At 40.4% G+C, this 20,912-nt stretch carries 24 protein-coding genes; 13 read left to right on the top strand and 11 right to left on the bottom strand.

From position 1 onward, the window contains the following. The first annotated feature begins 169 nt into the window (after positions 1 to 169). From HMJ38_RS21435 to HMJ38_RS21410, 6 genes are all read left to right on the top strand, one after another. Positions 170 to 1,153 (top strand): alpha/beta hydrolase family esterase, encoded by a 984-nt coding sequence (locus tag HMJ38_RS21435; protein ID WP_194976491.1) that lies wholly within the window; start codon positions 170 to 172, stop codon positions 1,151 to 1,153. A gap of 117 nt (positions 1,154 to 1,270) precedes the next feature. After that, positions 1,271 to 2,173 carry an alpha/beta hydrolase family esterase gene (locus HMJ38_RS21430; protein WP_194976490.1) on the top strand — a complete coding sequence of 301 codons (903 nt, stop codon included), beginning with the start codon at positions 1,271 to 1,273 and terminating at the stop codon, positions 2,171 to 2,173. An 11-nt stretch (positions 2,174 to 2,184) separates the two neighbouring features. Then, entirely contained in the window at positions 2,185 to 3,804 is a 1,620-nt protein-coding gene (locus tag HMJ38_RS21425) for a cadherin repeat domain-containing protein (RefSeq protein WP_194976489.1), read from the top strand. A gap of 274 nt (positions 3,805 to 4,078) precedes the next feature. Beyond that, positions 4,079 to 4,432 carry a hypothetical protein gene (locus HMJ38_RS21420; RefSeq protein WP_228780196.1) on the top strand — a complete coding sequence of 118 codons (354 nt, stop codon included), beginning with the start codon at positions 4,079 to 4,081 and terminating at the stop codon, positions 4,430 to 4,432. A gap of 1 nt (position 4,433) precedes the next feature. After that, positions 4,434 to 5,222, top strand: a complete 789-nt coding sequence (locus HMJ38_RS21415) for a sterol desaturase family protein (protein WP_194976487.1) — start codon at positions 4,434 to 4,436, stop codon at positions 5,220 to 5,222. Then, on the top strand, positions 5,185 to 6,081 hold the full coding sequence (locus HMJ38_RS21410) for a hypothetical protein (protein ID WP_228780195.1): 897 nt from the start codon (positions 5,185 to 5,187) through the stop codon (positions 6,079 to 6,081). Before HMJ38_RS21415 ends, HMJ38_RS21410 begins: the two co-directional genes overlap by 38 nt. A 758-nt stretch (positions 6,082 to 6,839) precedes the next feature. On the opposite strand, the gene HMJ38_RS25395 is transcribed toward HMJ38_RS21410, so the two are convergent. The 4 genes from HMJ38_RS25395 to HMJ38_RS21390 all read right to left on the bottom strand — a co-directional run bounded on the left by HMJ38_RS25395 (position 6,840) and on the right by HMJ38_RS21390 (position 8,972). Beyond that, positions 6,840 to 7,151, bottom strand: coding sequence for a hypothetical protein (locus HMJ38_RS25395; RefSeq protein WP_228780194.1), 312 nt, complete (start codon positions 7,149 to 7,151; stop codon positions 6,840 to 6,842). A 171-nt stretch (positions 7,152 to 7,322) separates the two neighbouring features. Next, entirely contained in the window at positions 7,323 to 8,171 is an 849-nt protein-coding gene (locus HMJ38_RS21400) for a serine hydrolase domain-containing protein (protein ID WP_194976486.1), read from the bottom strand. Further along, complete coding sequence (locus HMJ38_RS25670) at positions 8,159 to 8,365, bottom strand: hypothetical protein (RefSeq protein WP_317174581.1); 207 nt, start codon at positions 8,363 to 8,365, stop codon at positions 8,159 to 8,161. Before HMJ38_RS25670 ends, HMJ38_RS21400 begins: the two co-directional genes overlap by 13 nt. Positions 8,366 to 8,717: 352 nt before the next feature. Beyond that, entirely contained in the window at positions 8,718 to 8,972 is a 255-nt protein-coding gene (locus tag HMJ38_RS21390) for a hypothetical protein (RefSeq protein WP_194976484.1), read from the bottom strand. 176 nt (positions 8,973 to 9,148) lie between these two features. On the opposite strand from HMJ38_RS21390, the gene HMJ38_RS21385 reads away from it, so the two are divergent. From HMJ38_RS21385 to HMJ38_RS21375, 3 genes are all read left to right on the top strand, one after another. Continuing rightward, on the top strand, positions 9,149 to 9,661 hold the full coding sequence (locus HMJ38_RS21385) for a lactoylglutathione lyase family protein (RefSeq protein WP_194976483.1): 513 nt from the start codon (positions 9,149 to 9,151) through the stop codon (positions 9,659 to 9,661). 118 nt (positions 9,662 to 9,779) lie between these two features. Next, a complete protein-coding gene (locus HMJ38_RS21380; protein WP_194976482.1) occupies positions 9,780 to 10,025 on the top strand; it encodes a DUF6364 family protein in 246 nt (81 codons plus the stop codon). Beyond that, positions 10,025 to 10,435, top strand: a complete 411-nt coding sequence (locus HMJ38_RS21375) for a type II toxin-antitoxin system VapC family toxin (protein ID WP_194976481.1) — start codon at positions 10,025 to 10,027, stop codon at positions 10,433 to 10,435. Before HMJ38_RS21380 ends, HMJ38_RS21375 begins: the two co-directional genes overlap by 1 nt. A 132-nt stretch (positions 10,436 to 10,567) precedes the next feature. Here HMJ38_RS21375 and HMJ38_RS21370 read toward each other — a convergent pair whose 3' ends face one another. Next, entirely contained in the window at positions 10,568 to 12,037 is a 1,470-nt protein-coding gene (locus tag HMJ38_RS21370; RefSeq protein ID WP_194976480.1) for an FAD-binding domain-containing protein, read from the bottom strand. Between the two features lie 40 nt (positions 12,038 to 12,077). Here HMJ38_RS21370 and HMJ38_RS21365 point away from each other — a divergent pair, with 40 nt between their 5' ends. Beyond that, entirely contained in the window at positions 12,078 to 12,362 is a 285-nt protein-coding gene (locus HMJ38_RS21365) for a TIGR03643 family protein (protein ID WP_194976508.1), read from the top strand. A 184-nt stretch (positions 12,363 to 12,546) separates the two neighbouring features. Continuing rightward, entirely contained in the window at positions 12,547 to 13,635 is a 1,089-nt protein-coding gene (locus tag HMJ38_RS21360; protein ID WP_194976479.1) for a glycoside hydrolase family 10 protein, read from the top strand. A 34-nt stretch (positions 13,636 to 13,669) separates the two neighbouring features. Here the strand turns inward: HMJ38_RS21360 and HMJ38_RS21355 are convergent, their stop codons facing one another. The 5 genes from HMJ38_RS21355 to HMJ38_RS21335 form a co-directional block, all read right to left on the bottom strand. Further along, positions 13,670 to 14,110, bottom strand: a complete 441-nt coding sequence (locus tag HMJ38_RS21355; protein ID WP_194976478.1) for a MarR family winged helix-turn-helix transcriptional regulator — start codon at positions 14,108 to 14,110, stop codon at positions 13,670 to 13,672. A 4-nt stretch (positions 14,111 to 14,114) separates the two neighbouring features. Then, positions 14,115 to 14,555: a DoxX family protein gene (locus tag HMJ38_RS21350; RefSeq protein ID WP_194976477.1), complete on the bottom strand. Its 441-nt coding sequence runs from the start codon at positions 14,553 to 14,555 to the stop codon at positions 14,115 to 14,117. A 31-nt stretch (positions 14,556 to 14,586) separates the two neighbouring features. Continuing rightward, positions 14,587 to 15,825 carry an NADH:flavin oxidoreductase/NADH oxidase family protein gene (locus HMJ38_RS21345; RefSeq protein ID WP_194976476.1) on the bottom strand — a complete coding sequence of 413 codons (1,239 nt, stop codon included), beginning with the start codon at positions 15,823 to 15,825 and terminating at the stop codon, positions 14,587 to 14,589. A gap of 30 nt (positions 15,826 to 15,855) precedes the next feature. Next, complete coding sequence (locus tag HMJ38_RS21340; RefSeq protein WP_194976475.1) at positions 15,856 to 16,338, bottom strand: glutathione peroxidase; 483 nt, start codon at positions 16,336 to 16,338, stop codon at positions 15,856 to 15,858. A gap of 181 nt (positions 16,339 to 16,519) precedes the next feature. Then, entirely contained in the window at positions 16,520 to 17,572 is a 1,053-nt protein-coding gene (locus tag HMJ38_RS21335) for a M42 family metallopeptidase (RefSeq protein ID WP_194976474.1), read from the bottom strand. A gap of 102 nt (positions 17,573 to 17,674) precedes the next feature. On the opposite strand from HMJ38_RS21335, the gene HMJ38_RS21330 reads away from it, so the two are divergent. Then, positions 17,675 to 18,031 carry a response regulator gene (locus HMJ38_RS21330; RefSeq protein WP_194976473.1) on the top strand — a complete coding sequence of 119 codons (357 nt, stop codon included), beginning with the start codon at positions 17,675 to 17,677 and terminating at the stop codon, positions 18,029 to 18,031. A 101-nt stretch (positions 18,032 to 18,132) separates the two neighbouring features. On the opposite strand, the gene HMJ38_RS21325 is transcribed toward HMJ38_RS21330, so the two are convergent. Then, the gene (locus HMJ38_RS21325; RefSeq protein WP_194976472.1) at positions 18,133 to 20,016 is read right to left on the bottom strand and encodes an amidophosphoribosyltransferase; all 1,884 of its coding nucleotides are present in this window, start codon (positions 20,014 to 20,016) and stop codon (positions 18,133 to 18,135) included. A gap of 562 nt (positions 20,017 to 20,578) precedes the next feature. Between HMJ38_RS21325 and HMJ38_RS21320 the strand changes: the two genes are divergently transcribed. Beyond that, positions 20,579 to 20,902 carry a hypothetical protein gene (locus HMJ38_RS21320; protein WP_194976471.1) on the top strand — a complete coding sequence of 108 codons (324 nt, stop codon included), beginning with the start codon at positions 20,579 to 20,581 and terminating at the stop codon, positions 20,900 to 20,902. Positions 20,903 to 20,912: the final 10 nt, after the last annotated feature.

The raw sequence follows: 20,912 nt of genomic DNA, 5'->3' as shown, positions 1-20,912 counted from the left end.
GGCTAAAGTTTGCCGAAATGGTAAATGAGACAGTCAAATGGGAGCAGGTTATAGTATGATCTCAAAAGCTGATTCAAAGCTGTTTTCCACCAACTTCTTATTCTATCCAAGAGAGCCCTTGGGTACCCTTTTGTATCAAAAATTTAACGATAAAAAAAATTCAAATTTTATGAAAAAGCTAAAATTCAAACCCCTACTTCTATTCTTATCCATCGTTTCATTCCTGGTTTCTTGTCAGGAGGATCTGGATTCCTCGCCAATTCTGGCGCCTGTAGAGACTGGACTCTTAAACCGGACATTTTTCCACGAAAATAAACAGCTTGAATATGCCTTGTACATTCCAACTTCTTACACTGGCAATGAAGAAGTACCTCTAGTAGTTTACTTGCATGGTGCACCAGAGAACAAAGAGCTTGCACAGTCATCTACCGATTTTATTGATGTGTCTGAATCACAGGGCTTCATCATGTTATACCCAGAGGCGGGCCATGCAGGTTCCGGAGGATTTATTTGGGCAGAGGGTCGAGGGGGTATTGCAGACGCTCGCAGTGATGTCAGTTATATCAATGCGTTGGTTGACGCAGTAACTGAGGAATTAAAAATAGATCCATCCAAAAGGTATTTGTGCGGATTTTCCAATGGGGGCTTTATGGTTCAAAATGTGGCCAACCAAGACAATAGCCGTTTTGCAGCAATGGCCACGGTATCGGCTTCTTTACATGAAACATTTGCAAATACTAGTCCCAATCCAATCTCGATGCTATACATCTATGGCACGGATGATCCCATTACCAACTACGAAAACGGTGGCCTTCCGCCTACAGCTTTCAATGTCGATGGCTGGACGGTTCCGGCTTTAGCTATTGAATCTGCAGTTGACTATTGGGTAGGGATAAATGGGTGCAATACAACTCCAAAAGAAACTGACCTGGCCGACTCCGATTCAGGTGATAACTCAACGGTTACTGTATTGGAATATTCCAATGGGACAGGTGGTACGGAGGTGAAGTTTTACCGCATCAATGGGGGTGGACATACTTGGCCTGGTCTTCCAATAAATAACCGACCTACGGCACTTTTTGAAGACACCAACAAGGATATAAAAGCCGGGAAAGAGATCTGGGAATTCTTTAAAAAGTTTGAAAGGAACTAGACTTCTGAATCACTTAAGTGGAGGGATAGAATGCACTGGATCAGTTTGGGAATCACAAACTGGACCTGATGATCTATTTCTCTTTTTAAATCACCATACATTCTAAACTGAAAACCAATGAAAAAATCCAATATCAAGATAATCGCCCTGTTAGGGATGCTGGCACTAGTTACCAGTTGCGCAGAAGCAGATGAGCCCGTGATTGCAGAAACTCCCGAGAAAGGTCTTTTCGATGAGACCATCAGCCACGGTAACCTTCAGCGGGAATACCTCTTGTACATCCCGGAAAGCTACCCAGGTGACGAACCCGTACCCCTTGTTTTCAGCTTGCACGGGGCAGGAGGGACCAAAGAAAGTCAGTATAATTTGAGTCAATTCAATCTACTGGCCGATCAAGAGGCCTTCATTCTGGTGACTCCACAAGCGACATCTTTGAGGGGAAACAACCTCACATTTTGGAACCAGCAAAGTATGCCCAATCTGCCGGATGATGTCGATTTTATCAATGTCTTAATTGATGAGGTAGCAAGCAGGTATCGAATTGATCTGGCGCGGGTCTACCTGGCAGGCTCTTCAAACGGCGCCTTTATGGCACTGGAAATCAACTGTCAGCTAAATCACAGAATTGCCGCCACAGCTGCTGTCAAGGGGTATATGTCCCCGGATCAGATAACCAATTGCAACCCTTCAAAGCCAACTCCTATTCTTCAGATGCATGGAAACGAGGATCCGCTTGTCCCATACGAAGGCGTATTACCTACTCTTCAGTATTGGGCTGAATTCAATCAAACAGAATCCGAACCCATCGTATCCAACCTACCTGATCTCGATCCAAGTAATGGAAGTACGGTGGTAAGTTACTTGTATCAAAGGGGTACAAACGGGGTAGAAATAGAACATCTGGAAGTGATAGGAGGTGTACACGATTGGTTTGGTGAGCCGGGCACCAGCTATGACATCAATGCCAGTGTAGAGGCATGGGAGTTCTTTAAAAAATTTGATGTAAACGGGAAAAGATAAAAATCAGAAAAATGAAGAAAATAAAATTCATAACGATAGTTGGAATACTGGCTTTATTAATTGGCTGCGAAAATGAAGAAATGGAACCGACAAATACAGCCCCCTCCATTTCTGCCCAAATATTTTCAGTTGCAGAAAATGCAAATATTGGAACGTCTATCGGGACTATTGTGGCATCAGATGCTAATAATGACCCACTTACATTTAGCATTACTGCGGGTAATACAGATGCCACCTTTTCATTGGAGAGTACTTCGGGAGTACTAACGCTTGCAAAAACGCTAGATGATAAATCTACTAGCACCTATTTCCTTACGGTTCAGGTAACCGATGGCAGTAACAATGCTGAGGCAATAATGACGGTGAATGTAACGCCTCAGGTGGTTACCATTAGTACCCCTGGCTTTCCCGCAAGTTCTTTTTTTGATGGGCGCTTAGCTGATGCCGATTATTGGTCTGACCAACCTGAAATCCTTTCTGCAGGTTTGGGCTTTGCTGATATTGTGGGTATAGAAGTGGATGAAATTACTGAAGCGCTAGTAGAAAGTATTGGCGGGGCATGGGCTTCTAACATCGGCTGTGAAGATGCGGCTGACAGAACCTTTACTACTACAAGAACAAATATGGAACAGGTCTTTATAGTTCAAAACCCTTACGCAGATGAATTCAAAGAAGGAGCCATCGGTCTCGACGCCTTGCCTATGGTGATCTCCTGGCCGGTTCGAACCAATACCATTGATTTAAGCGACTTCAGGATCACGGTAAGCAATGGAGATGTGGTGATACCCTCTGCGGCTGGCGTATTCCCTAATGTGGAGATCAATGAACGCAACGTGATTGTACTTGCTGGTGAATTTGCGAACAAAAAACCAAGCACCGACCCTGATGCTAGGTATGTAACCAAAGTGGAAATAGTGGGAGAACTGATACTGGTCGGCCCTAATGGGCTGGAGTTCAACGCACAGGGCTTGTTCAAAGAAACATTTTCTAGTCCGTACGATGAAAACAACGGCCCACGACTGGTTGGCGCAAAACTGAATTACTGCGACCCCAATGCAGCTGATGGCGCATCTATACAACTTCCCGTACAACAACCGGGCAATGATGAGTATGCACTTTATGGTGATCTATTGGCACAGGCTGAAGCTGACGGGAAGAAAGCTTGTAGGTTGAGGGTACTGACTACCGGAGGTTTTTCACCTAATGGCGTTCAGGGAGTGCTACCTACAGACTATGAAAAATTCTTTAGGGTGCATGTAAAAGGGGCGGATGGAACTACTGTGTTACTGGAGCAGGAAAATGTAGATCATGCGGTGCAAGGTGGTTCATTGAAAGTAATTGGACTTTCAGATTTAGGCGGAAAAGAAGGGGAGAATGGGGTGCTGTATGATGATTGTTATGATGAAGATGGCGATAACTACATTGACATCATATTAGTAGGTGATGATGCGGCGATGCGGAATATTACCCATGTAGAAATTCCCAGTTTGGCAGGTGGCTACGCCGCGTTTTATAACCCCGGAGGCCCTGGGCCAACACCCTATCCCACTGCCAGTTATACTGCACCAGGCCCGGCCGATCTGGAACCCGTGATCATGGCCTTAGATAATCCGATGCGGGTAAGCAACTAATTTCAATAGGGATGCGAAGAAACCTGTGCATTCTTCAAAAGATTTGACCTCAATGGCAAAAGATAAAAATTAGAATAATGAAAAAATCAAACATCCTATCCCAGTACCAGCCATGCCCTAGGGTCACCTGACTTGGACCCTTTGATCATGGCTCTGGAAAATCCCTTGAGAGTATCAAATTATGTTAATGAAGAAGCGCGCTTATTATCCTTTGTTAAGTAATGGGTCAAAGCCTTCGCAATAGATTAACAGTATAATCAAAAGAGAATATAAAATGAGAACACTAATTATGATAAGTATATTTCTGTTGAGCTCAATTTCACTGATGGCTCAGGAATCCATCCTTGGACACTGGAATACCGGACAGGAAAATACCGTAATTGAAATCAAAGAAACCGATGGCAAAATGGAAGGAAGAGTCATCTCATCTGACCATCCAAAAGCACCTCTCGGCAAGCTAATACTCAAAGAGCTCCGCCGAGAGGAGAATCTGCTGAAAGGTAAATTGTATAGCCCTAAATTTGACAAATGGTTTGATGCTTCCTTTTTACAGAAGTCAAATGATTGTGAAGTCACCATCAAAGTCGGTTGGGTAGAACGAAAAGTCAACTGGACCAAACTGCAATAACATGAACATGGAATTGATATTTGCGGGTTTTGTAATTCTTGCCCTTTTTCTGGAGATCATTTGGTCTCAAGTCAAAAAGAAAGAGGTTTTCAGCTCGAGAGAAAGTCTGGCTAATCTTGGGATATTTATTGGAAATACCCTCCTGAAACCGCTCTCTTTGGCTTGGAAATATTTTGCACTTGGATGGGTAGAATCCTTTCAGTTTTTAAGTATTCCTACCAATTTCTTCACCATCGTTTTGACCTTCCTTGTTACGGAGTTTGGGTTTTATTGGTACCACAGGCTGAGCCATGAGGTCCCCTTGCTGTGGACCCTTCATCATACCCATCATTCCGGCATGAAAATGAACCTATCCACGGCAGTTCGATTAAATTGGATTGGCACATTCTTGAGTCCATTGATCTATGTTCCTTTTGTCCTCCTTGGTTTTTCTGCAGATCTGATTATTGTCAGCTTGCTCGTCAATTTATTCTTTCAATATTTCCTGCATACCGAAGCGGTGAGAAAGTTGGGCTTCCTGGAAGGATTGTTTTTCAATACCCCCTCGGCCCATCGGGTGCATCATGGGTCCAACGAAAAATATATTGATAAAAATTATGGAGGCATGCTCATTATCTTTGACCGACTCTTTGGCACGTATGAGCCCGAGACTGAAAAAGTAACCTACGGAGTCACCACGGGCTTTTACAGTAATAATCCGCTAAAACTTAATTTTCAGCCGATTATTGATTATATCAGAGGAAATTGGAAACGTGAAAAACAACGCATCAAAGAGGGAATATCCAGCTAGCAGCCGATTGGGTTTGGCAATCCTTTGCTTTTCAATTCTCATTCTTTTTGGATGTGTCAATCGGGAGGTCACTTTATCAGACTCCGTTCCGGAAATTGACAAAACACAGGAGGCAAAAATTTTAACTGCCTTTTTTGGTTTGGATAATGCATTGACGCCTCAGGCCTTAGCGATACACTGGAGTACTCCCGGAAAAGACGGAATGCCTCTTGTTTTCTCCTTGGAAATTGATCCCGGCACCTTGGATCCAGGTGATTTTGAAGTGATATCGATGGATGGAACTTTATTCACACCAGATGTGGTCTCCTTATTGCCAGCAAGGGAAGCTTATGAGCTTCGGACTGTTTTGCTTATCGGGGAGTACGGAAATCATCCGGACAACCCACCTGTTTCGGTGAAAATCGTGGATGACTTACTTAGTAGAACCGGAGTAAATTTCAAAGGTCAGTTTTTATCAGTCATTCCCTTGGAAGAAGGTCCAATCTTGAGCTATGCTGAATATTTCAGCTTCACCGAGGATTATCCTTATGTAGACTCGGGGAATGGATGCGATTGTCCGAAGGAAAAAACAAAACAGGTGGTCAAGGCCGTTTGGTCCGGAGGGGTTAGAGCAGTGAATGGGGAAGAATTGGGTGATAATGAACTGGGAAGCTTTGAAATCACACTGATGCAGGATTCAGACACGATTAAAGTAAGCCCTTTTCAATTGGCTGATTTGGGCGATAATGACAACAATACCGATTTATGTCTGGATGAAATAGGAGTGCCTGTTTTGTTGAAAATCAAGGGAGGGATAGCCATAGACCCTAGAGGTGATGTCAATCCTGCGACGCAGATCCCGATAGTGAGTAGATGGTGAAAATGGCCTTGACAATTACTTGCGAGAGCAGTTGCGAACTGTCCGGATTTTTGGGCAAATTACAGGTAGGTGCCAACAAAAACTGACCAAACTATGTCGCTTTGGAAACATTCAGATACATCGAAATTACCTTATCCAAGAAAAATCATTTGTACTACTTTTTCTCCGATTATCCAAATTTAGCCAACTCTTCATCAATAAGTATTGAAGCCTGGCTCTTAGGTGGTATATGCCGGTTTCTTAATCAATCAATTCTATGTTCTCTAAAATCTGCGTTCTTAAATTTTGCCGTACTCTTTCAACTAATCGGAGGGTTCTGTACCCATCAATCTATCCGATATTCTGAAATACAGTCCGTAATTCCCTTTAAATTTAAAGGGATGAATATTTTGATGCGTGGAGGTATTGAGGATTTCAAATAGTATAGATTGCCTAAAACATTAAGGCACTTCATTCGAAACCAGCATTTTTTGCTTTTTGCGATATTGCTTGTTACCAAGTGCTATTATTCAATTTCTATTGTTGGCTCTTTGTTTAAGTAGCCGAGTGATTGCAGAAACCCATCAGCTTCAGAAACTGTTTTTTGTATTACTCAAAGTTTTTATAATTGAAAAATCCGTGACCTTGTCCTTCTTATAAATGAAGATCACAGCGGCTGCTGATCTTCTCCATTATTTTTTGATAATATTTAGCAGTTTCTACCGGTATGAGATTATCGTTTGTTCCCAAAAACAAAATAGTTGGTGGTGCTCCAATTTTTATATTGTGAAGAGGAGAAAAGCTTTTGTAGGCGTATTATTTTTGCTTTTAGTCCTGTAATCAACCAAAAAACAGATCATACCTCTCTTGGAAAAGTACTGGGCGTGTTTTATGAATTGGGTTCTATCACCACCAACCCAGCCTCCTCCAAAAAAGAATGCCATAGCAGGATAGCTTGTGGATGAATCAACTTGAACAGGATAATACAACTCCATGAATAACTTGGTGGTATCAATCTGTTTGTAAAGGAATTGTTCTTGTGCCGGGCAAACTGAACTGCTTATTACAACAGTTATTAAAACGGCAAACATTTTTTTTAAGCTGCATTATATTTTGTAGTTGGTAACGGTCAAGTTTAAGCGTAGTACGGGATTTGAATCACTTCACTTTTCGTTTTCCGATAGGTTTGTTAATAGTCAAATCGTTTCTATTTAGCACTTCAGCCCGCAGTACGCTTATACAATGTCAATAGTTTTTTTTTATCAAAAATTTGGAAATGACTTATCTACTTCTTTTGCTATTCGTTTAGCTAATACATCTTGTGATGTACCTTGGTTAGCATCACGATTAGTTAAAACAATGATACTTAAACCTGTTTTCAAATCTTTTAAATATACTGTTCCTGTGTAACCAGAGTGAGCCACAATCCGCCGGTTGTCAAAATCATGAACCTGCCAGCCCAAACCATATGAATACTGCTGAACATTGTCTTTAAAAAAAATCCTGTTAGGAGTTGTTATTTCTTCGAATACTTTTTCATTAATGATTCCCTGCGTGATGGCTTTGTCATATTTTATCATATCATCAATTGTTGACATTACGCCAAAATGTGGTGTTAGTTCAAACTGCCATTGCCGACGATTATTTTTATATTCACCATTCTTTATAATATAACCTGCGGCACGGTTTGGGATAATATTATCTTGGCTTAAAAATCTTGTATTTGTCATACCCATAGGTTTAAAAAATTCATTTGTCATTAATGAATCAAATATTTTCCCTGTTGCTTTTTCTGCAACATAACCCGCAAGAAAATAACCTTGATCACTGTATTCCCAATCCGTTCCCGGAACAGACTTCATGAGTGTATTCTTGGCGGCTTCAAGCATATATTCCTTGCTGTAATTAAGCAGGTATGAACCGTTTACCTGTGGCTCAAAACTATGGTTCAAACCGGCCATATGACCAAGTAATTTACGGACTGTAATTGTTTCCCATGCTGATGGAATACTGTCAATATATTTTGATATTTTATCGTCAAGAGAAAGCTTGCCCTGATAATCAAGTGTTGTAATAATTGAAGCAGTCATTTGCTTTGTTACAGATGCCAATTAAAAACGGTGTTATATGTAACAGGTGTATGTAGCTCAAGGTTTGATAAACCATAAGTGTTTTTGTAAAGCAGCGAATCGCGTTGAAGGATGGCAATGGCAACTCCGGGGACTTTATCAACATGCATAAATTGTGTAACGATCCGGTCAACATTTACCGGGCTGACTTTAATCTGAGCGAAGGAATAATTCATCGAACAATTCAGCACAACTAATGCAACAATTAATCTTTTCATGTTTATTCTTCTCAATGTCCTTAATGTTAAAATGAGGCCCAAAATTTTGCTTTGCTTCATAAGTGGAGGATATTTTGGGGTTATCTAAAAGTAATTAATTTTTTAAAAGTCCAATCTATCTAATGGACTTTTAATTTGATCAAAGCCTAATGTTGAGAGATGGGTATCCGTCCTTATGACCAGCAGGTCTGAGTTTTTTTAAGAATTTCTTGTTTTAAAAAGCTTTTGAATGAAAACTAACAATTCTATACCTCTGATAAAAAGAAGCATGATCTTAATTTTTAATGGATTATTATAAAACCCTCATTGCTCAAGGCTCATAAAAATAAATTGCTGGAATTACCAAAACCGCATTATAAACCCCGTGGAAAATAATGGCCCATTTCATACCATGATGGTCAAACTGATCCATTCCTGCCCAGTCAAGAATTAAAGCATAGGGAATGACGAGGAATAACATAATCAGTAACAGGTAAATAAAATCCTTTCCTTTTATATCTTTATAGGATTCCGAGTGGTATGGGAATTTTAGATAGGCAATTAGGTTCTCGAAAGTTTGTTTCATTATAAAAGGCTTATAGAGGTTAAAGGCGATAAATTAAATATTTAATTTATTTTTTAAAATCAATATTTTTGATTGTTTGCGCTTTAATTTCCTTTCCAACCTTTGTTTGAAAGCACTCAAAAATCCCTTTTTATCCCAACCCAATTTCCCTATTTTTAAAAACAAAATCTCAAGCTATGCCCGCACCAACAAGCTACCCAAGATCATTTTCACATATCGGCATTACTGTTCCTGATATCCATTTGGCTGTAAAATTCTACACAGAAGTGATGGGTTGGTATATTATCATGGAGCCAAGTAAGGTCAAGGAAGAAACTGAATCTGCTATAGGACAAATGTGCATGGATGTATTCGGTGAGGGCTGGGATTATTTCGAAATCGCCCATTTGGCCACTTCAGACGGAATAGGAATAGAACTTTTTTCTTTTCCAAATACAGAAATGAAAAAGCCTGAATTCAATCCTTTTCAGATAGGTTTGTTTCACTTTTGTGTACAGGATCCCGACATTGAAGGATTGGTGGAAAAAATTGTAGCCCAAGGCGGAAAACAACGCATGCCCATCAGGGAGTATTACCCAGGTAAAAAACCTTTCAGCATGTGTTATGTCGAAGATCCTTTTGGGATTGTATTTGAAGTTTACAGCCACAGCTATGAACTCACTTATTCTTCAGGGGCTTACACAAAATAAGTGAGACATTCAGAAACAATTATTTCTAGGAAGGTTAAAGGACCGTAGATAGTGGGAGAACTCTCTTGAATTTTACGTAAATAAATTTTAAATTTACACGTATAAAAATCAGTTTGCCATGAATTCTAAACTCACATTAAGTCTTAACAAACAAATAATAGAAAGAGCAAAAGATTATGCCAAAAATCAAAATCTTAGCCTATCGGGATTGATTGAAAATTATTTAAACTCCTTGACGCAAAGAGAGGAAAAATCAGGTAAAGTTAGTCCATTAGTAGAAAGTTTGACTGGAGTTATACCTAAAGAAAGTGAAGTCGATATTAAAAAAGAGTATTACGACTATCTAAATAAAAAATACTCCTAATGGAAAGACTTTTTGTAGATACCAATATCGTGATTGACCTGCTTCAAAGAAGGGAAGATTTTTTCAAAGAAGCGCAAGAACTATTTACTTTAGCAGACAAAAAGAAGGTTGATATTTTCATTTCTTCATTAACAATCACCACTGCCAACTATCTACTATCAAAGCATTATAATGCAACTGAGGCAAGAAAGATCCTGACAAAATTCAAGGTTTTGGTGACAGTTCTCCCCCTTGATGATAAGATCATTGAATTGTCTCTAGCATCAGATTTTAAAGATTTTGAAGATGCTATTCAATATTATACCGCTCTTGAACATCAAATTGAAATCATTATCACCAGAAACAAAAAAGATTTTCAGAAAGCAACCATCCCAATTCTGACAGCCAAAGAGTTTTTAAAGTCAAAGTAGGATATACAGCCTAAATATTTGGCACCTCAAATCAGTACATTTGCTTTCATTGCATATATAATTTAAAGTAAACAGGATAGCCAAAATTCTAATAATTGAAAGGACCAAAAACGGGATTCGATAATCCTCTCCCTAAGGCCACCTATCCGGCACCGTATGCTTATTCAAAATCCTTTCCGCTTCCTCTTTTACTGCGACCATTTTCTGAGCTTTCCAGATATGATCTCTTGCAAATTTTCCAGAAGCCTCCACATCTACTACAGGATAGGGATAATCCTTGCCCAAATGAAAACCATAAAGCTCTGATTCAATACCTGTGATTTTCCATGGTTCGTGCATGATGTGAATTGGTAAGCACGCAAGTTCAGGAACCCACTTTTTGATAAAAACCCCTTCCGCATCATGGTCTGTGGATTGCTTGAGGGGATTGTAAATCCTGACGGTATTGATCCCTGTCACCCCTGCCTGCATCTGCAATTGCGGGTAATGGATCCCCGGCTCAAAATCCAGAAACATCCTTGCCAAATGGTTGGCACCCACCCGCCAATCCTGAAAGAGATGGTGGGTCAAAAAGGATACAACCATGGCCCGCATCCGGAAATTGAGGTAACCCGTTTCAGCAAGACAGCGCATACAGGCATCCACGAGCGGTATTCCTGTTTTACCTGCTTCCCATGCCTTGATCTTTTTTTCATCTTTTGGTTTTATGAAATCATCAAATCCCCTATTGACATGTTCGTACTCCATTCTGGATTCCATTTCAAATTTTTGGATAAAATGACAGTGCCACCTCAGCCGGGATTGGAAATTCGTCAGGTTTTTGGTTTGGAACTTCTCCTTCTTTTTCACCTCTGCAGCCTGATAAACCTGCCGGATGGACATGTTGCCCCAAGCAAGATATGGGGACAACCTGCTACAGCCTTTCCGGCTCAATTCGGGTTTTGAAATGTGTCGGTTGTAGTTTTTGACCCTTTCCTCAAAAAAAGAATGAAAATATTTCATGGCTGTAACCTCTCCTCCTTTCTGCATATTGGGATGAGGGAATTTCCAAGCTTCAGGTATGCTATTGGATTCCAGACTTTCTATAAATTGATTGGACAAGGTATAAAAAGCCCCTTTGGATAAATCAGGATTTTCCTGTGGGGCAGCCATCATGCTGTACCAATCCTTTGACCAGTTTTTTCTATCACTCCTGCCCCGCTTTACTCCTTGTTGCGCATATTCCTTCCATTGGATATTCTCCTTTTTAAAAAACCCCGCAGCCCTTTTATCCCTGTCATAGGTAATCTTGATACCTGTTTCCTGATGGGAAAAAACTGTTTGTATGTCGTAGATTTTGGATAATTCCTGAAATAACATCAGCGGATCCATATAAAAAATATGGATTTTGGTATCATAGGCCTGGAGTTGGGAATTCAGATCCACCAAACTTTGCCAAACAAACCTCCAATGCCGAATATCAGATTTAGGGGATGCTATCAGTTCAGGTTCAAAACAATACACCAAAATCACAGGAAGCCCATTTTCAATAGCCGCCTTTAATGGGGCATGGTCCCTTAACCTCAGATCTCTTTTGAACCACACCAAATTGACTTTTTCCATCGGGATCAAAACAATGGATCGAATCTAAAGTTTTTAAATGATGAAGAAAACAACAGACTTTCAAGCCGAGGAAATTGACAGAATCATAGAAATGGCTTGGGAGGACCGCACGCCTTTTGATGCCATCGAAGCACAATTTGGAATCCCCGAAAAAGAAGTCATCAACCTTATGCGCAGGGAAATGAAAGAAAGCTCTTTTAAAATGTGGCGAAAACGTGTTCAGGGAAGAAGCACGAAGCATAAAGCCTTGTCTCAGGAGGACATGAAAACTTTTAGATCAAGGATGCAAAAAGGTATCGCACTCAATAAAATCAGCAAGAGGTAGAATGATTAGCGGAAAGGATAATTGGACCCACTATTCATTTTCTTTTTAGACAGAAGACGAAAGACCGAAGACCGAAGATGGGTTGATTTATAATTGAACTTTTGAATTTTGACTTAAGGTGATTAATTGGATCGAAATCCCTAAATTGGATTCCTATCCAAATCAAAAAACCATTTTAATCCTTATGAGAGCCTTTCCTTTTCTTCTCATCATCCTATTTTCTGTTTCTACTCTTTCCTGCCAAACTCCTAACCAAACCATAGAGGAGTCTGAATTTATCAAAGGGGTATATGGCAATCCTGCTACCCTCCTCAAAGCCGGATATAGATTTGATTCCTTGGGGATGAATGCTGTGTTTGTAAGAAGTATTTCTTTGAATCAGGAGTTCTATAAAACAGCCAAGGAACAGGGAATAAAAGTATTCGTGGAGTTCCCGACTCTAAATGGCAAGGAATACCTTCAGGATCATCCCAATGCATGGCCTATCAATGAAAAAGGAGAACAATCCCCTCCTGCTGATTGGTTTATGGGAATTTGCCCTACGCATGAAGGTTTCAAAGATTACCGGAAAAAACAACTTCTGGATATTTTGGGCAACTATGCGGTTGATGGTGTTTTTCTGGATTATGTGCATTGGCATGCGCAATTTGAAACCACTGAACCCATACTACCAGAAACCTGCTTTTGCAATCGCTGTACAAGCATATTCAGTGAAGAAATCCAACAGGAAATCCCTGGAGAAAACATTTCCCAAAAAGCATCTTGGATCCTTACCAACCGTGACCCTGAATGGAGAAAATGGAGAGTTGGTATCTTGAATGGTTGGATTGAAGATATGGGAAGTATCCTCAAGGAAAAGCAACCTGAAGCCAAATTGGGTGTATTTTATTGTTCATGGTATCCGACGGATTATGATTCGGCTTTGTACCGCAATCTTGGAATTGATCCGGTGGCAATTGCAGAAAGAGCAGATGTGCTTTCTCCCATGCTTTTTCACCATATGAAAGGTAGACCAACTGCTTGGGTGGGAGAATATGTTGACTGGCTTGGAAAAACAATCCAAACTGAAAAGATTGAAAATATTTTGATCTGGCCCATCGTTCAGGCGCACAACAATCCCGGAATAATTAGCCCCGAAGAATTCCGACAGGTAATGATTGAAGGTTCCAGATCACCGTCAACAGGCATTATGATGTTTTCCGATCAATCACTTGTCGAGAATCCGGAGAAGATAAAAGTGATGAAAGAATTATATAAAGAGGAAATCAAATAAAAAACCAAACTCAGTAACTGGCTTGATCGGGATTCTACCCCTTTCTCTTCAAAAATTCAATCCACTCTTCCAGTTTATTTTTCATTGCCAGCAATTCCTCCATCTTGAGCTCATCAGGCGAAATGTCGGCCATCAAGCTGAAAGGAATATGTGCAGCTTCTACTTTCATTTCACTTCCTTTAGCAGTAAGTCTGACAATGACCTTCCTTTCATCTTCTTCAGAGCGAATCCTGGATACCAATCCCAATGTCTCCATCCGCTTCAATAGTGGCGTCACTGTATTGGTATTCAAAATCAACTTATGGGCAATGTCATTGACCGCCATTCCGTCATTTTCCCAAAGAACCAACAACACCAAATACTGGGGGTAGGTGATCCCAATTTTGTCCAAATGAGGCTGGTATTCCCTGATGATCAACCTTGAGGCGGCATACACCGGGAAGCAAATCTGGTTAGCAAGTTTTAGCTGATCCATCTTATTATTTGTTTCTGTTTCTCCAAACCTGCCATGCACCCGTGGACCATATTGCCATAAAAATCAAAACCGGCTGGAAAAATAAACGGATGAACCGGGCGCGGTCAGTATCCAACCCAAAGGCGTCAATCCCATTGACATACTGGGAAATATTACCTGGAAAAATCAGGACAAAGAAAAGTGCTGCCACCCAACCGACCTGAACCCTTTTCGAAGAAAGAAAAAGCAAGGATGCTCCAAGCAGGATTTCCACTATTCCTGACAGGATTACAACCAGATCCGGATCCATGGGAACCCAAGGTGGTACCTGCGCCAAAAATTCTGCCCTATTGAAAGATAGGTGGCTTATACCAGCAAAAAGCAGAAAACTGCCTAGCAGGACCCTGACGATAGTCTGTCCGATGTTGGTTTTGGGCTGAATGGTGGGATTGAATATTGATTCCATGATATTGAAGATTTTGGATTGAAAATAAAAATCAGGAGGCCCTTTCCTTAAGTGCCCCTTTTCTTTTGAATATCAACTTATAAGCGAATTTCAGGAATACAACAAAGGCCGATAAGTTTGGCTTTGGTTCCATTCCTTTACCCATTCTTTCCAACTGTTCACGGTACCACACAGTCTCCATGACGCTCATTTTATCGATGGGGCCGATTCCGGTTTTGATTGGTTGGATAGATATCTTTGGAGAATGCCCACTCAGGAGTCTGAGAGGTGCATCAGGCTCCACGGCGATCAACCTTGCCAAACCCACAAAATCCACATTTCCTGACTCGATGGCTTCAGCCATGCGTTCATAGCTTTTGAATCCACCTGTTACCACCAAAGGAATTTTTACCGCTTTCCTGGCTTTGACCGCAAAATCCATAAAATAGGCTTCCCTTTTTCGGGTGCTTTCTTTCCATTTTGCTCCCATCATTGCAGGGGCTTCGTAAGTTCCTCCTGATATTTCTATCAGGTCAATACCAGCCGATTCCAATGCCTTGATGGTTTCCAAAGATTCCTCATCCGTAAATCCACCACGCTGAAAATCAGCAGAATTAAGTTTTATTCCTATAGGAAAGTCCGTTCCGACAGCATCCCGCATGGCCTGATAAACTTCCAAAACAAACCTTCTGCGTCTTTCCGAGTCCCCGCCCCACTTGTCCGTCCGCTGATTATGATGGGGAGAAAGAAACTGGCTGACCAAATATCCATGGGCACCATGAATCTGAACCCCTGAAAATCCGGCTTCTTTTACCATTTTCGCTGCAAAAGCAAATCTTTTGATCAGGTCCTGGATTTCCGTTTCGGTCAGTTCTCTTGGAGTGTTGAAAAAAGACTGCATGTCTTTCCTAAACGGAATAGCCGAGGGAGAAACTGTTTCTTTGTTCAGCCCTTTCGGCGCCTGCTTTCCGGGATGGTTCAACTGAACCCAACAGTGAGTCCCGTTGGCTGTGGCGTTTTTGGCCCAGGATTTCAATCCCTCAAAGCCTGAGGCATCTTCTATGACCACATTTCCTGGCTCCCCAAGTGCCTTTTTGTCAATCATCACATTTCCTGTGACACAAAGACCAATACCTCCATCCGCCCATTTTCGGTAAAGCAGATCGAGCATCGGTTTGGGCGAACCATCCTTGCTGCCAAGACCTTCGCTCATGGCAGATTTGAACAGTCGGTTTTTCACCAATACCCCGCTTGGAAAAGTAAATGGACGGTTTAATGGATTGTCTGACATCGTAAATCGGGAAAATTGCTAAGGTGCATTTTATTTTAAAATTTTTCTAAGGTATTTATCGATCTCCTCAGGCTTGGTAATGGGTGAAAATCTCTTGACGGGTTTGCCGTTTGCATCCAGCAGAAACTTGGTGAAGTTCCACTTAATCCTTGACCCAAGTAAGCCACCTAATTCATTTTTGAGGTATTTGAATACGGGATGGGCATTTTTTCCGTTGACTTCGATTTTGGAAAACATGGGAAAGGTAACACCATAGTTCAGTAGGCATCCTTCTGCAATGTCTTTGGAATCCCCGGGCTCCTGATTGCCGAATTGGTTGCAGGGAAATCCAAGGATGACCAAGCCTTTGTCTTTGTATTTTTGATTGAGTTTCTCCAATCCTTCATATTGCGGTGTAAGTCCACATTGGCTTGCCGTATTCACTACCAAAACCGTCTTTCCTTTGAATTCTGACATGGGTACTTCTTTGCCTTGAAGGTTATTGGCGGAGAAATCATAAAACCTGTTTTTCATAAATCTAAGTATTAATTTTCATTATATCGTGCACGATACAAATATAGGGATTAATTTATATCTCTTGCGATATAAATTAATTTAAACCATTGGATTTTCTTTTTGAATGAAAGACTAACGTCAATAGAAAAAAAAGGCCTGAATAATCAGACCTAATTATGGTTTTTTTCGCTAAATCTTTTCAATGACTCCAATCATAGCTATGCATATCTTCCAGACAGGCCTTCAATAAAAGTATGCTGTTTGAAATATCGGATTTATCAGCCATTTCAATGACCTGATGCAAATGTCTTGTGGGAATGGAAATTGCACCCGCAATTGCTCCCTGCTTGCCCATTCGCTGTACACCTGCAGTATCCGTACCTCCTGCTGTCAGGATTTCCGGTTGCCAGGCTATATTATATTTCTCCGCAGTTTGCTTCATGAATGACACCATCCTGTAGTCACAGATGGTAGAGGCATCCATGATTTTGATGGCCGTGCCTTTACCCAACTCGGTGACCCTTTCATGAGGCTGTGCCCCGGGCACATCAAAAGCTATCGTAGTATCCAAAGCAATTCCAAAATCAGGATTGATGCCATGGGCAGCCACATTGGCACCGCGGATTCCGACTTCTTCCTGAACCGTAAATGTGGCATATACATCATAAGCTGGATTTTCCAAAATCCTAAGCGCTTCAATCAGAATAAAAACCGCCACCCTATTGTCAATTGATTTACAATTGACACAATTACCCATTTCTATTAATTCCCTATCCCGCGTAATCGGATCACCTACTTTGATGTATTTTTCTACCTCCTCTTTGGACATCCCCAAATCGATAAAAAAATCTGTAATCTCTGGAAGCTTTTTCTTTTCATCGGCAGTCATCACATGGATGGGTTTACTGCCCATGACACCGATCAGATCCTTGTTCCCATGGACAATTACCCTTTGTGCGGTTAGGGTCTTTGGATCAAATCCACCAAGCGTGTGGAAGCGGACAAATCCCTTATCATCTATATGGGTAACAATGAAACCAATCTCATCCATATGGGCGGCTACCATCACTTTTTTGCCATCAGAGTTATTTTTGGCTTTTTTAATGGCAATGACATTACCTAGATTGTCTATTTTCACCTCATCAGCAAGTGAAGTCACTATATTTATCACTAAATCCCGAATCCTTTTTTCAAAACCCGGGGCACCAGGTATTTCACAAATCTTTTTAAGTAGTTTTATATCTAATTCCATAATTTAACCATTGTATGACTCCCTAACTTGAGGAATTTTTTCCTAAAATAAAAAGCAAACTTTAAACACATTGTTTTAATTTACCAAATCAAAGCTGTGAACATGAATGTAAAGATATTGATAGTTGAGGATGATGTAATTTTCTGCAAACTGCTGACCAAATTTTTGTCCAAAAATGGGTTTGAAGTTATGGATGCCCAAAACGGAAAAGATGCTTTTGAACTCATGGAGCTAAACGTCTTTAAACTGGCTGTTTTGGATTACAGACTTCCTGACATGACCGGAATAGAAATACTTCGTACGCTAAAGGAAAAACAGCCAGAATCCAAGGTAGTATTGATTACCAGATACGGGGATCAAGAAGTAGCAAGCAAAGCCATAGCCGCCGGAGCAGATGCGTTTATTTCAAAACCTATCAATCCCGATGAGTTGTTAGAAGTAATCAAAAATCTGAATTAATGTACAAAGTACAAAGTATGATACCCCAAAGATTAAGCCACGTATGGGATAGATAGTGCTCGGTACAACCTGTCTGCCGGAACGGACGGTACTTTGTACGACTAATAAGCTCTGACTACTTTTCCTTCCATATAATTGGCAAAAGCTCTATTCACAACCCTCATTCCCCCTGTTGTAGGGAAATCTCCCGTAAAATACCAATCTCCTTGATGGTCGGGAATACATTTATTCAGGTTTTCTACAGTCTGATAAATCACCTTTACCTGCGCATTGATCTCTTTTGATGTGATAATTTCGGCGATTTTATCAGAGATCTCCTGATCAGTAAATGGCGCATAAATATCCTTGACATAATTTTCAGTCAAAACCTGTTTGGCTACGCATTTATCATAGGTATCGTCTAGAAGATTAGATAAACCTTGGTCTTGAAGCAGTTGGATTGTTGCTCTAAAAGCAATAAAATCCTTAAGTTTGGACATGTCAATTCCATAACAATCCGGATACCTGATCTGCGGTGCTGAAGAAACAATGATGATTCTTTTTGGATTCAATTTGTCCAATGTGGTGAGGATACTCTTTTCCAAAGTGGTCCCTCGTACAATACTGTCATCTATGACAACCAAAGTATCTATCCCTGCCCTGACCACTTCATAAGTGGTATCATAAACATTAGCCACCATGGCATCCCGGTCAGAGTCATTGGTGATGAAGGTTCTTAATTTGACATCTTTACTGACCAATTTTTCAACCCTGGGCCTGAAATTCAATAGCTCCTCCAAGTCTTCAAGGTGTGGTTTCCCCTCTAAAAGCACTTCTCTTCTTTTGGCACTGAGGTAATCTTCCAAGCCTTCTATCATCCCCAAAAAAGCAGTTTCCGCAGTATTGGGAATATATGAAAATACAGTATTCTTTAAGTCGAAATCTATGGCCTGAAGTACCTGAGGAATCAATGCTTTTCCCAATAATTTTCTTTCTCTATATATATCGGGATCTGTACCTCTTGAAAAATATATCCTTTCAAAGCTACATGATTTCTTTTCCCTTGCCGGCATGATCTCATGCTCTGCATATGACCCGTCTTTGTTGATGACCAATGCATGACCAGGTTGAATTTCCCTGATCTCCTTGTAATCTATGTTGAAGGCGGATTTAATCGCAGGTTTTTCTGACGCTACGACTACAATTTCATCATCTGCATAATAATATGCCGGTCTTATTCCGGTCGGATCCCTTACCACAAAACTTGATCCATTACCTATCAAACCTGCCATCGCATATCCTCCATCCAAATCCCTGCAGGATCTCCTAAGGATTCTTGCGACGTCCAGTTCGTCTTCAATTACTGCTGTGATCTGTTCATTGGAGTATTGATGTTTGTATTTATCAAAAATGCGTTGGTTTTCTTCATCCAAAAAATGTCCTATTTTTTCCATGACAGTAACTGTATCCGTCTTTTCTTTTGGATGCTGACCCAATTCGACAAGTCTGTCAAAAAGCTCCTCTACATTTGTCATGTTGAAATTTCCTGCCATGACCAGATTCCTGCTTCTCCAGTTATTTTGCTTCAAAAATGGGTGGCAGGTTTCAATGCTGTTTTCCCCATGGGTACCATACCTCAGGTGGCCCAACCAAACTTCTCCTGAAAAAGCGATATTTTCCTTTAGCCATTCCGCATCAAACAATCCCTTTTCACCACCTTGCTTCTTTGCCTTTTTATACTTTTTGTAAATTTTATCAAAAATATAATTTACAGCTTGTGGTTCAATTGACCTGTAACGACTGATGTAGCGTGTCCCCGGCTTGGTATTGATTTTTATATTTGCCAATCCAGCACCATCCTGCCCTCTATTGATCTGCTTTTGCATCAGCACATACAATCTATTGGGAGCATACAGGGGAGATCCATATTTTTCAATGTAATACTGCGGCTCTTTTCTTAGCCTTAGCATTGCAATACCACACTCATGTTTGATTTGGTCACTCATTGGGTCAGTACAGGGGGTTTCATTAAGTCAACAAAGTTAACTCTTTTTTAGAAGGTAATAGAAGTAAAAAAAGTTCTATTTAATTTTTATTTTGCGTACCTCCCCCTCCTACCTGCGCTTTAAATGAAATAGTCTATTTTTCCGTTTATTACAAAATTTTTCTAATTCAGTGGTTCAATCAAAACTCACAAATTTCACGAGATGATTTTTTCAATTCAAGAAACCCATCAAATATTTCATGCTGTCAGAATTGGGGATTTATGAGGATTTTATACCCAAGTGGGCAAAAATTCCACATCATTAAATTCAGAATACTTTGTTTAAATGGCTCATTGGGCCTTTTTCGTAGTGGTATAGATTCTGTCAATGTAAGAAATATGCAATGTGTATAATAATTCTAGTTCTCTAGGATAAATATTCATCTTAGCCATAGGAATAAGTTACATCAAGTCAACAAAAACCCGTGACAATAGATAAGGTTAATATTTCACAGATTAATCAGAAAAAAATACACTGACCATAAAATTAAAAACCAATTATATTAAACTAAACCAATTTAAAAATGAAAACTAAAATCATGATTCCCGCAATGTTTGCCTGTGCTTTGGCATTTTCGCCTTTCGTTGCAAACAGTTCAGAAATCCAACTGTGCACAACTGAGATAGTAGCTGGTGAAAAAACCAAATTGGATCTTGAGAATCTTCCTGAGGTGTTGAAAAATGCAATTGAAAAAGACGACACTGCTGCTGCCTTGACCATCAAAGAGGCATGGCATATTGAAGAAGAAGGAGAAGTCCATTACAAAGTCACTTTTGACATGGGTGGTGAGGATTTTGTTAGAAAATACGATACTCAGGGTAATGTAATAGAAGATACCCAAGTATAATCTTTTGCCC

The sequence above is a fragment of the Aquiflexum lacus genome (assembly GCF_015476655.1).
GTDB lineage: Bacteria > Bacteroidota > Bacteroidia > Cytophagales > Cyclobacteriaceae > Aquiflexum > Aquiflexum lacus.
Note: the sequence above shows the minus strand (reverse complement) of the source record. Positions and strands in the feature narration are given on the sequence as shown.

Bases quoted from the DNA above. Each gene is read 5' to 3' on its own strand.
- HMJ38_RS21435 (WP_194976491.1), top strand. From the start codon at position 170: ATGAAAAAGCTAAAATTCAAACCCCTACTTCTATTCTTATCCATCGTT.
- HMJ38_RS21430 (WP_194976490.1), top strand. From the start codon at position 1,271: ATGAAAAAATCCAATATCAAGATAATCGCCCTGTTAGGGATGCTGGCA.
- HMJ38_RS21425 (WP_194976489.1), top strand. From the start codon at position 2,185: ATGAAGAAAATAAAATTCATAACGATAGTTGGAATACTGGCTTTATTA.
- HMJ38_RS21420 (WP_228780196.1), top strand. From the start codon at position 4,079: ATGAGAACACTAATTATGATAAGTATATTTCTGTTGAGCTCAATTTCA.
- HMJ38_RS21415 (WP_194976487.1), top strand. From the start codon at position 4,434: ATGAACATGGAATTGATATTTGCGGGTTTTGTAATTCTTGCCCTTTTT.
- HMJ38_RS25395 (WP_228780194.1), bottom strand. From the start codon at position 7,151: ATGTTTGCCGTTTTAATAACTGTTGTAATAAGCAGTTCAGTTTGCCCG.
- HMJ38_RS25670 (WP_317174581.1), bottom strand. From the start codon at position 8,365: ATGAATTATTCCTTCGCTCAGATTAAAGTCAGCCCGGTAAATGTTGAC.
- HMJ38_RS21390 (WP_194976484.1), bottom strand. From the start codon at position 8,972: ATGAAACAAACTTTCGAGAACCTAATTGCCTATCTAAAATTCCCATAC.
- HMJ38_RS21385 (WP_194976483.1), top strand. From the start codon at position 9,149: ATGCCCGCACCAACAAGCTACCCAAGATCATTTTCACATATCGGCATT.
- HMJ38_RS21380 (WP_194976482.1), top strand. From the start codon at position 9,780: ATGAATTCTAAACTCACATTAAGTCTTAACAAACAAATAATAGAAAGA.
- HMJ38_RS21375 (WP_194976481.1), top strand. From the start codon at position 10,025: ATGGAAAGACTTTTTGTAGATACCAATATCGTGATTGACCTGCTTCAA.
- HMJ38_RS21370 (WP_194976480.1), bottom strand. From the start codon at position 12,037: ATGGAAAAAGTCAATTTGGTGTGGTTCAAAAGAGATCTGAGGTTAAGG.
- HMJ38_RS21365 (WP_194976508.1), top strand. From the start codon at position 12,078: ATGAAGAAAACAACAGACTTTCAAGCCGAGGAAATTGACAGAATCATA.
- HMJ38_RS21360 (WP_194976479.1), top strand. From the start codon at position 12,547: ATGAGAGCCTTTCCTTTTCTTCTCATCATCCTATTTTCTGTTTCTACT.
- HMJ38_RS21355 (WP_194976478.1), bottom strand. From the start codon at position 14,110: ATGGATCAGCTAAAACTTGCTAACCAGATTTGCTTCCCGGTGTATGCC.
- HMJ38_RS21350 (WP_194976477.1), bottom strand. From the start codon at position 14,555: ATGGAATCAATATTCAATCCCACCATTCAGCCCAAAACCAACATCGGA.
- HMJ38_RS21345 (WP_194976476.1), bottom strand. From the start codon at position 15,825: ATGTCAGACAATCCATTAAACCGTCCATTTACTTTTCCAAGCGGGGTA.
- HMJ38_RS21340 (WP_194976475.1), bottom strand. From the start codon at position 16,338: ATGAAAAACAGGTTTTATGATTTCTCCGCCAATAACCTTCAAGGCAAA.
- HMJ38_RS21335 (WP_194976474.1), bottom strand. From the start codon at position 17,572: ATGGAATTAGATATAAAACTACTTAAAAAGATTTGTGAAATACCTGGT.
- HMJ38_RS21330 (WP_194976473.1), top strand. From the start codon at position 17,675: ATGAATGTAAAGATATTGATAGTTGAGGATGATGTAATTTTCTGCAAA.
- HMJ38_RS21325 (WP_194976472.1), bottom strand. From the start codon at position 20,016: ATGAGTGACCAAATCAAACATGAGTGTGGTATTGCAATGCTAAGGCTA.
- HMJ38_RS21320 (WP_194976471.1), top strand. From the start codon at position 20,579: ATGAAAACTAAAATCATGATTCCCGCAATGTTTGCCTGTGCTTTGGCA.